The 8,729-nt window shown below is 68.3% G+C and carries 8 protein-coding genes and 1 pseudogene; 8 read left to right on the top strand and 1 reads right to left on the bottom strand.

Annotation, left to right across the window (positions count from 1 at the left end):
* The 3 genes from QZ753_RS09610 to QZ753_RS09600 form a co-directional block, all read left to right on the top strand.
* On the top strand, positions 1-555 hold a 555-nt coding region (locus tag QZ753_RS09610; protein ID WP_294643167.1), incomplete at its 5' end, for an ABC transporter permease.
* An 8-nt stretch (positions 556-563) separates the two neighbouring features.
* On the top strand, positions 564-1,898 hold the full coding sequence (hisD, locus tag QZ753_RS09605; protein WP_294643165.1) for a histidinol dehydrogenase: 1,335 nt from the start codon (positions 564-566) through the stop codon (positions 1,896-1,898).
* Positions 1,895-3,091 carry an alpha-hydroxy acid oxidase gene (locus QZ753_RS09600; protein ID WP_294643163.1) on the top strand — a complete coding sequence of 399 codons (1,197 nt, stop codon included), beginning with the start codon at positions 1,895-1,897 and terminating at the stop codon, positions 3,089-3,091. The genes hisD and QZ753_RS09600 overlap by 4 nt, the downstream gene beginning before the upstream one ends.
* On the opposite strand, the gene hydA is transcribed toward QZ753_RS09600, so the two are convergent.
* Positions 3,059-4,495 carry a dihydropyrimidinase gene (gene hydA, locus QZ753_RS09595; RefSeq protein ID WP_294643161.1) on the bottom strand — a complete coding sequence of 479 codons (1,437 nt, stop codon included), beginning with the start codon at positions 4,493-4,495 and terminating at the stop codon, positions 3,059-3,061. The genes QZ753_RS09600 and hydA overlap by 33 nt on opposite strands.
* Positions 4,496-4,635: 140 nt before the next feature.
* On the opposite strand from hydA, the gene QZ753_RS09590 reads away from it, so the two are divergent.
* From QZ753_RS09590 to QZ753_RS09570, 5 genes and pseudogenes are all read left to right on the top strand, one after another.
* A complete protein-coding gene (locus QZ753_RS09590) occupies positions 4,636-5,292 on the top strand; it encodes a GntR family transcriptional regulator (protein ID WP_294643160.1) in 657 nt (218 codons plus the stop codon).
* 92 nt (positions 5,293-5,384) lie between these two features.
* Positions 5,385-5,777 carry a VOC family protein gene (locus QZ753_RS09585; protein ID WP_294643158.1) on the top strand — a complete coding sequence of 131 codons (393 nt, stop codon included), beginning with the start codon at positions 5,385-5,387 and terminating at the stop codon, positions 5,775-5,777.
* Between the two features lie 57 nt (positions 5,778-5,834).
* Complete coding sequence (locus tag QZ753_RS09580; protein WP_294643156.1) at positions 5,835-7,406, top strand: ABC transporter substrate-binding protein; 1,572 nt, start codon at positions 5,835-5,837, stop codon at positions 7,404-7,406.
* A gap of 63 nt (positions 7,407-7,469) precedes the next feature.
* Positions 7,470-8,435, top strand: a complete 966-nt coding sequence (locus QZ753_RS09575; protein ID WP_294643154.1) for an ABC transporter permease — start codon at positions 7,470-7,472, stop codon at positions 8,433-8,435.
* Between the two features lies 1 nt (position 8,436).
* Positions 8,437-8,729, top strand: a pseudogene (locus tag QZ753_RS09570) (ABC transporter permease); the annotation flags it as partial.

The raw sequence follows: 8,729 nt of genomic DNA, 5'->3' as shown, positions 1-8,729 counted from the left end.
GGCACGCTGGCGGGCCTCGCGCTCGCCAAGTACCGCGTGCGCTTCGCCGGCCTTCTTCAGGTCTACCTGCTCCTGCCCTTCACGATCCCGCTGATCGGCTCCGGCATCGGGCTGATGCTCCTGTTCGGCGAGGCGGGCGTCCTCGGATCCCTCTGGCCGGTCGGCGTCGCGGCCTGCGTCATCAACCTGCCCTTCATGATCTGGGCCGTGAGCGCGAGCGCCAGCGCGCTCGATCCCGATCTCGAGCTCGCCGCCTCGATGTGCGGCGCGCCGCCGATCCAGACGTTCCTCCTCGTCACGGTGCCCGCCGTCGCGCCCGGCATCATCACCGGCTCGCTGCTCATGTTCATCCTGGCCCTCAACGAGTTCCTGGTGAGCCTTCTTCTCGTCGACGCGCGCACGGTGACGCTGCCTGTCCAGATCTACAATTCGATCCGCTCCATCATCACGCCCGATCTCGCTGCCATCTCGGTGGTCTTCATCGCCTGCGCGGCGCTCGCGATCCTCGCGCTCGACCGCCTCGTCGGCCTCGACATCTTCCTGAAATCGAAGTGACGCCTCCCATGTCCTCGACCCCCTGCTCCTTCCACGACCTCGCCACGCTCGACGACGCCGGGCGTGCCCGGCTCCTGCGCCGTTCCGAGACCGACCTTTCGTCCTTCGTCGAAAAGGTCCGCCCGATCATCGAGGCGGTGAAATCGGAGGGCGACGCCGCGCTCCTGCGCTTTGCGCGCGATCTCGACGGCGCGAACGTCGCGCTCGGCGCGCTGCAGGCGAGCGAGGCCGAGTTCAACGCGGCGTTCAAGGCCGTGGAGCCGGAGGTGATCGACGCCATCCGGTTCGGCATCGACAACATCCGCCGCTTCCACGAGGAGCAAAAGCCCGAACCCATGTGGTTCAAGGAGATGCGTCCGGGCGCGTTTGCCGGCGACCGCTGGACGCCGATCCAGTCCGCCGCGCTCTATGTGCCGCGCGGCAAGGGTGCGTTTCCCTCCGTCACGATGATGACCAGCGTGCCGGCCGTGGTGGCAGGCGTGCCCGATCTCTGCATCCTCACCCCGCCGACGGCGGGCGGCTCGGTGGATGCCGCAACGCTCGTCGCCGCGCGGCTGGCGGGCGTCGAGACGGTCTATAAGGTCGGCGGCGCGCAGGCCGTCGCGGCGGCCGCCTTCGGCACCGAGACGATCCGGCCCAAGATCAAGATCGTCGGCCCCGGCTCGCCCTTCGTGGTGGCGGCCAAAAGCCTCCTTTCGGGCGTCCTCGACACCGGCCTCCCGGCCGGCCCTTCGGAAGCGATGATCTTCGCCGACGAGACGGTGGATGGTGCGCTCGCGGCGCTCGACCTCCTGATCGAGGCCGAGCACGGACCGGATAGCTCGGCCTATCTCGTCACGCACGACCGCCGCGTGGCGGAAGAGGCGATGGCCGCCCTGCCCGGCCACTGGGCGCGCATGAGCGAGCAGCGCACCGCCTTCTCGCGCACCGTGCTCACCGGCCCCTACGGGGGCATCGTGCTGACGCCCTCGCTGGAGGACAGCTACCGCTTCGTCAACGACTACGCGCCCGAGCATCTCGAGCTCCTGTCGACCGAGCCCTTCCGCCATCTCGGTCGGATCACGGAAGCCGCCGAGATCCTGATGGGCCCGCATACGCCGGTGACGCTCGGCAACTTCGTGCTCGGCCCCAACGCCGTGCTGCCGACGAGCCGCTGGGCGCGCACCTACGGGCCGCTGTCGGTGACCGACTTCCTCAAGCGCTCGTCGATCGGCTACGTCACCTCGACCGGCTATCCCGAACTTGCGCTGCATGCCCGCCGCCTCGCGCGCTACGAGGGCTTCTCCTCGCACGAGAACGCGGTGTCGGAGATGCGCGACGCCATCCTGTCGAAGCCGCGATGACCGCGCGCTTCGTCAATGTCGAGGACGCCCGCCGCATCGCCCGGCGGCGTCTTCCGAAGATCTTCTTCGACTACATCGACGGCGGCTCCTCCGCCGAGGCGACGCTGGCGTCGAGCACGGGCGACTTCGCCGATCTCCGGCTGGAGCAGCGGGTGCTCGCAGGCCTTCGTCCGCGCGACCTGTCGAGCGAGTTCCTCGGGCAGCGGAACCGCCTGCCCTTCATGCTGGGCCCTGTCGGCTTCCTCGGTCTGTTTGCCGGGCACGGCGAGATTCTGGCGGCAAGGGCCGCCCATGCCGCCGGCATCCCCGCCTGCCTGTCCAATTTCTCGATCGCTTCGCTGGACGATCTCCGCAGCGCCGGCTGCGAGGGGCCGCTGCAATTCCAGCTTTACGTCCTGAAGGACCGCGGGCTGGCCGAGGAGTTCGTCGCGGCCGCCGAACGGGCGGGCGTCGAGACGCTGCACCTCACCGTCGACACGGCCGTTACCGGCATTCGCGAGCGCGACGCGCGCAACGGCTTCCGCGCCGCCACGCGGATCACCCCGCGCATGGGCTTCGGCATGGCGCTCCGCCCGGCCTGGGTGTTCGACATGCTGCGCACGGGCAAGCCCGGCGTCGGCGCGGTGCGCGGCCGCGCGGAGTTCGGCGCCAATATCTTGGCGCAGGCCGCCAGCCTCTCCCGTCTCATCGACCCCGCCCTGTCCTGGGACGACGTCGACTGGCTGCGCGGGCGTTGGCGCGGGCGCCTGTCGATCAAGGGCATCCTTCATCCCGGCGACGCGCGCCGGGCGAAGGCGGCGGGCGCCGATGCCATCGTGGTGTCGAACCACGGCGGACGCCAGCTCGATGGCGCCCGCTCGACGATCAGCGCCCTTCCCGGCATCGTGGACGCGGCCGATGGCCTCGAGGTCCTTCTCGACGGCGGCGTCCGGCGCGGGACCGACATCGTCAAGGCGATCGCGCTCGGCGCCTCCAGCGTCCTTCTCGGCCGCGCCTATGTCTGGGGCGTGGCGGCCGGCGGCGAGGCGGGCGCGGCCCGCGTCATCCAGCTTCTCTCCGACGAGATCGACGTCACGCTCGGCCTGATGGGCCTCTCGTCGATCGACGAGCTGAAGGCGCTCGGGCGCGACGCCCTCGTGCCGACACCCGAGGTCGCCGCGTCAGGGCGCGTGGTCCAGCCGGTCGGCCTCTGAACCGGCGCGCGGGCGCATCGCGTCCGATGGCTCCATGACGATCCGACGTCCGCGGCCGGGCGTCGCGCGGCACACGCCATCCGCGACGACCACCTCGCCTCGCGACAGGACGGTCTCCGGCCAGCCCGTCACGCTGGTGCCCGCGAACGGGTTGTAGCCGGTGTTGTCGTGGAGGTCGTCGGCGCCGAACGTCACGCGACGCTCCGGGTCCCAGATCGCGATGTCGGCGTCGGCGCCGACCGCGATCCGCCCCTTGCCGGAGAGGCCGAAGATGGCGGCGGGGGCGGTCGCCGTCAGTTCGACGAACTTCTCCGGGCCGAGCCGCCCGCGACTGACCATCGCGTCGAACATCAGCGGCAGTCGCACCTCAAGGCCCGGAAGCCCGTTGGCGATCCGGTTGAACGGGGCGTCCGCGCCGTTGGCGAACTTGCCGGTCTCGTCGAGGCGATAGGGCGCGTGATCGGAGGAGACGACCCGAAGAGTGCCGTCCCCAAGGCCCTCCCAGAGCGCCTCCTGGTCGTCGGTGCGGCGTTGCGGCGGGCTGCACATCAGGCCGGCGACTTCGCGTCCCGGCGCATCGAGCCGGTCGACCGTCATGAAGAGGTAATGCGGGCAGGTCTCGGCGACGACCGGAACGCCCCGCGCCTGCGCCGCGCGCACGATCTCGACGCCCTCGCGGGTGGAGACATGGAACAGCATGATCGGCTGGCCGGTAAACTCGGAAAAGACGCACATGCGCGACAGCGCCTCGATCTCGGCCGCGCGCGGATGCGACAACGGGTGGAAGCGGGGCTCCGTGCGCCCGCCGCCGATCAGGCGGCGCGACATCCAACGGATCAGCCCGTCGTTCTCGGCGTGGAAGCAGACCAGCGCGCCGCCACCACGCGCCGTCCATAGGACGTCGAGAATGTCCTCGTCGCCGAGACGCACCTTGTCGTAGGTGGTGAAGATCTTGATCGACCGGTGCCCCTCACTGACGAGTTCGGGCAGGTCGCGGGCGAGATTGTCGCCCGATACGTCCGAGACGATCATGTGGAAGGCGTGGTCAATCATCGCACCGCGCGCCGCCAGCGCGGCGTAGTCGTCGACGACCTGCCGCAGCCGCTTGCCGGGGTGCTGTGCGGCGAAGGACACGATCGATGTGGTGCCGCCGTGGAGCGCCGAGCGTGTCGCCGTCTCGAACGTGTCGGCGTTCATCAGTCCGGCGCCGGATATCTGCTCGACATGGCAGTGCGTGTCGACCCCGCCCGGCATCACCAGACGAGCGCGCGCGTCGATACGGCGCGTCGCATCGCCAAGCCCCTGTCCGACCGCGACGATGCGCCCGCCAGCGATGCCGACATCCGCCACGCGCGAGCCCTCGCTCGTCACCACGCGCCCGCCTTCGATCAGAACGTCCAGCACTTCGCCCTCCTGCAACGGCCCAGCGTCTTGCCAAAGGATACCTAATGTATACACTCCGCGGCAACAGGAAATCGGACGATGACGACGAACGCGGGTTCATGGCATATGCGGGCGCAACGGCGCGAGGCGAAGGAACGGTCATGAGCCTCAAACCCACCCCGGCGCAGACGCTCGGCCAGTCGGTGCACGACCGTCTGAAGGCGATGATCCTAGCCGGCGAACTGCCGGCCGGCACGCCGCTTCAGGAAAAGCTCTTCGCCGAGCGCCTCGGCGTCTCACGGACCCCTGTGCGCGAGGCGGTGGCCAAGCTGACGAGCGAAGGGCTGGTCACGCGCAACGGCGGCGGGGTGCCGACCGTCAGCCGGATCTCGGTCACCGAGATCATGGAGATCCTCCACGTCCGCCGGCTGCTGGAGGGCGAGACGGCGCGTCAGGCGGCCAGCGTGAATGCCTCGCCCGAGCCCTTCCTGGCCCTGCGCCGACGGCTGACGCAGTATCTGGAGGGCGAGCGCCCGAGCGTCGCCGAATACGCCCAGTTCGACGAGGACTTCCACACGCTCGTCGCGCGCACGGCGGGCTCGACGCTCCTGACGGATCTCGTGAAGGGGCTGAAGCTGAAGACGCGCATCTTCGACAACGGCTCGATCCCCGAGCGATTCGTGCCGGGCTGCCACGAGCATATCGAGATCGTCGACGCGATCCTCGCGCGCGATCCGCCGCGCGCCGAGGCTGCCATGCTGCGCCACATCGACAACGCGCGCAACGCCATCCTCGGACACCTGTCGCGCCTGTTCTGAAACTCGAGATTATGCGGCGGGGCAGCATGGAATCCTCTTGCCATTTTTTTTGTATACCGCTTGGATGGCGTCAGCATACGAGAGGGGACGACATGACCGCAGAGACCGCCGCGCGCCCGGACGGGCCGATCCTCGGCATCACGTTCCTCTATTATCGAGACCTCGAACGCGCGGTGCGCTTCTACGAGACCGTGCTCGGCTTCACCCTCGCGATCGATCAGGGCTGGTCGAAGATCTTCCGCATCACCGGCGCCTCGCATGTCGGCCTCGTCGACGAGACGAGCGGCATGCACCGCGCGAGCGACCCGAAGCCCGTCCAGCTCTGCATCCGCGTGCCCGACGTCGACGCCTGGCACCGCTTCGTGACCGCGCACGGCGTGGCCAATCTCACCGAGCCGCGCGACAGCGCGGCGCTGAAGATCCGCGCCTTCGTCTTCGACGATCCCGAGGGCTACCAGATCGAGGTCCAGTCCGCGCTGGACTGATCCCGCCAACCGACGTCACGGCGAAGGCCGGCAACCGCATTCCTGGAGGAGGACAAGATGACACTGCACCGTTCGATCCGATGCCTGCTGGCGACGGCGGCTCTCGCCGCCGCCCTGCCGCTCGGCCCCCTCGCCTTCGCGACGGCCGCCGAGGCCAAGGAGGTGACGATCGGCCTGACGTCGGACCCGACGATCCTCGACCCGCAGGCGGGCGAGGAACTGTCGAGCAACATCATGTTCTACCACCTCTACGATCCGCTGGTCCGCCGCGACAAGGATCTGAAGTTCGGGCCGGGCCTTGCCGAAAGCTGGTCGCAGAAGGACGACAAGACCTGGGTGTTCAAGCTGCGGGACGGGGTGAAGTTCCACAACGGCGAGACGCTGAAGGCATCCGACGTCGTGTTCACGATCGACCGCCTCAAGGCCTCGGTCATGTCGAACCTTTCGGCCAACATCGCGAGCGCGAAGGCGGTCGATGATCGCACCGTAGAGATCGCGACGCCCGGCCCCTATGCCGCCCTGCCGAACGATCTCGCCGCGATTCTGATCCTCAACGAGGCCTATACGAAGAAGGTCGGCGACGCCGAACTCGGCCTGAAGCCGATGGGCACCGGTCCCTATCGCCTGAAGGAGTGGGCCAAGGAGGACCGGCTGACGCTGGAGGCCTTCCCCGACTACTACGGCGGCAAGGCGAAGATCGACACCGTGGTGTTCCGCCCGATCACCAACCCGGCGACGCGCACGGCCGCGCTCCTGACCGGCGAACTCGACGTGGTGCAGGATCTCGCCGTACGCGACATCGACCGCGTCAAGGCGGAGAGCGGCGTCACGGTCGAGACGCGCCCGAGCCTTCTCAACATTCTCCTCGCCCTCGACGTGCGCGAGACTTCGCCCACCATCTCGGGCAAGAACCCGATGACCGACCGGCGGGTGCGCGAGGCGATGGCCCGCGCGATCGACGTCGTCGCGATCGACCGCGTCATCATGAACGGGCTGGCGACCCCGTCCGCGCAGTTCGTGCCGGAATCCCACCTTGGCTATGTCGAGGGCGCCGACTTCCGGCAGATGTATCCGTTCGACATCGAGCGGGCGAAGGCACTGATGGCGGAGGCGGGCGTCCCCGACGGCTTCGCGGTGACGCTCGACGCCACCAACAACCGCTACGTCAACGACGCGCAGGTCGCCCAGGCGCTGACCTCGATGCTCGGCAAGATCGGCATCCAGCTGAAGCTCAACCTGATGCCCAAATCGAACTTCTGGGGCTACATCCGCGTGCCCTCGCCGAAATCCAGCATGATCATGTCGGGCTGGGACGTGCCGTCGGGCGATGCGGGCTCGATGTACAACTCGCTCTACTACAGCCGCGACAAGAAGCCGGGCTACGGCGAGGTGAACCGGACCAGCTACTCGAACCCCGAGGTCGACGCCCTTCTCGACAAGGCGGACTCGACGGCCAACGTCGAGGAGCGCGACGCGCACCTGCAGGAGGCGACCAAGCTTCTTCTGGCCGATATCCCGATGATCCCGATCCACTACGAGCAGGACATCTACGCCTCGCGCGATAAGGTCACCTTCGAGCCGCGCGTCGACAAGTTCATCTGGGCCTACGAGATGGACGTCGCCGAGTAAGGATTTTCGGCGGGCGGGGGCGCGGTCGCGCCCCTGCTTTCTCGGGCGAAGGGCATTTCGCGCATGTTCGCATTCACGGTCAGACGGCTGATCCAGACGCTCGTCGTGCTCTGGGCGGTGTCGGTCATCGTCTTCCTGATGACGACCTTCACCGGCGACCCCGTCTTCATGGTCGTCCCGATCGACGCGACGCAGGCCGAGATCGAGCAGGCGCGCCGCATCCTCGGCCTCGACCAGACGCTGCTCGTCCAGTACGGCATCTTCCTGAAGGGGTTGCTGCAGGGAGACCTCGGCCTCTCCTACGTGTTCCGCCAGCCGGCCATCTCGCTGATCCTGGAGCGCCTGCCGGCGACGATGGAGATCGTGCTCGTCGCCATGGGGATCGCGACCGTCGTCGCGATCCCGCTCGGCGTCTATGCCGGGGCCAATCCCGGCAAGCCGCTGTCGCGGCTCATCATGTCGGGGTCGCTGCTGGGCGTCTCGCTGCCCGGCTTCTGGGTCGGCATGATGCTGATCTGGGTGCTGGCGGTGGAGTACCGGATCTTCCCCTCGTCGGGGCGCGGGGCGGTCGGCACGATCTTCGGCATCGAGACCTCGCTCGCCACGTGGTCGGGATGGCAGCACATTGTGCTGCCCGCCGTGACGCTCTCGGTCGGCACGCTCGCCATCCTCCTGCGCATCACGCGCGCCGGCATGATGGAGGTGACGCGGCAGGACTACATTAAGTTCGCCCGCGCCAAGGGCGCCTCGCGAGCCCAGGTCCTCTACGGGCACGGCCTGCGCAACGCGCTGATCCCGGTGGTGACGATCTTCGGCCTGCAGCTCGGCGACCTCATCGCGTTTGCCACGATCACCGAGACCATCTTCGCCTGGCCCGGCATGGGCAAGCTCCTGATCGACAGCATCTACCGCGCCGACCGCCCCGTCATCGTCGTCTACCTGATGCTGGTCGCGCTGATCTTCGTGATGATCAACTTTGTGATCGACATTCTCTACACCTTTATCGACCCCCGGATCACGGTGCGCTGAGATGGCGACGGGTCTTCTCTCCTCGCAACTCGCCTACAACTGGCGGCGCAACACCTCCGCTATTCTCGGGTCGGCGATCATCTTCGCCTGTGCCATCGTCGTCGTTTTCGGCCCCGCGCTGGTCGCCCAGAACCCCTACGACGTCATGCAGCTCGACCTGATGGACAGCTACCTGCCGCCCGCCTGGATGGACGGCGGCAACCCGAAATACTGGCTCGGCACCGACGGGCAGGGCCGCGACGTCCTCGCCGCCGTCGTCTACGGCACGCGCATCTCGGCGCTGATCGGGCTGGC

This window comes from uncultured Aureimonas sp. (assembly GCF_913775355.1).
GTDB lineage: Bacteria > Pseudomonadota > Alphaproteobacteria > Rhizobiales > Rhizobiaceae > Aureimonas.
The sequence above is the reverse complement of the archived record's forward strand: the minus strand, read 5'-3'. Positions and strand labels throughout refer to the sequence as shown.

What these genes read in the sequence shown, in the direction of transcription:
- hisD (WP_294643165.1), top strand. Translation starts at nt 564, where the DNA reads ATGTCCTCGACCCCCTGCTCCTTCCACGACCTCGCCACGCTCGACGAC.
- QZ753_RS09600 (WP_294643163.1), top strand. Translation starts at nt 1,895, where the DNA reads ATGACCGCGCGCTTCGTCAATGTCGAGGACGCCCGCCGCATCGCCCGG.
- QZ753_RS09590 (WP_294643160.1), top strand. Translation starts at nt 4,636, where the DNA reads ATGAGCCTCAAACCCACCCCGGCGCAGACGCTCGGCCAGTCGGTGCAC.
- QZ753_RS09585 (WP_294643158.1), top strand. Translation starts at nt 5,385, where the DNA reads ATGACCGCAGAGACCGCCGCGCGCCCGGACGGGCCGATCCTCGGCATC.
- QZ753_RS09580 (WP_294643156.1), top strand. Translation starts at nt 5,835, where the DNA reads ATGACACTGCACCGTTCGATCCGATGCCTGCTGGCGACGGCGGCTCTC.
- QZ753_RS09575 (WP_294643154.1), top strand. Translation starts at nt 7,470, where the DNA reads ATGTTCGCATTCACGGTCAGACGGCTGATCCAGACGCTCGTCGTGCTC.